Origin of the sequence: Burkholderia sp. SIMBA_051, from assembly GCF_046534915.1 — a bacterium.
In the GTDB taxonomy this organism is placed as follows: domain Bacteria; phylum Pseudomonadota; class Gammaproteobacteria; order Burkholderiales; family Burkholderiaceae; genus Burkholderia; species Burkholderia ambifaria.
In genome coordinates, this window is sequence record NZ_JAWRXS010000254.1 from 1 (window position 1) to 273 (window position 273).

Here is a 273-nt window from a genome sequence, read left to right on the forward strand (position 1 = left end):
GTGGCTTACGAAACCTATTCAAAACCTTACTGATAGCTTTGCTAAAATTAATCCATCTAAACCTGAAACCCTTAAAATGTTAAGCTTTAAACAGGGTAAACGAGATGAAATAAGTCGATTAACACAAAATATAAATGCTTTAATGCATGAGTTGCATTTAACTATTAGCAATGAACAAACCCTACGAAAAAAAACACAAGAACTGGAAGCAAAATTTAGACTTATATTTGAACAAGCCAGTGCTGGCATTTGTTTACTGGATGATAAAAATAC

1 protein-coding gene is annotated in these 273 nt (G+C 31.9%); it reads left to right on the plus strand.

The features are described 5' to 3' along the window. Positions 1-273 (plus strand): hypothetical protein (locus SB771_RS34420; protein ID WP_410721967.1); only part of this gene is annotated, 273 nt, incomplete at both ends.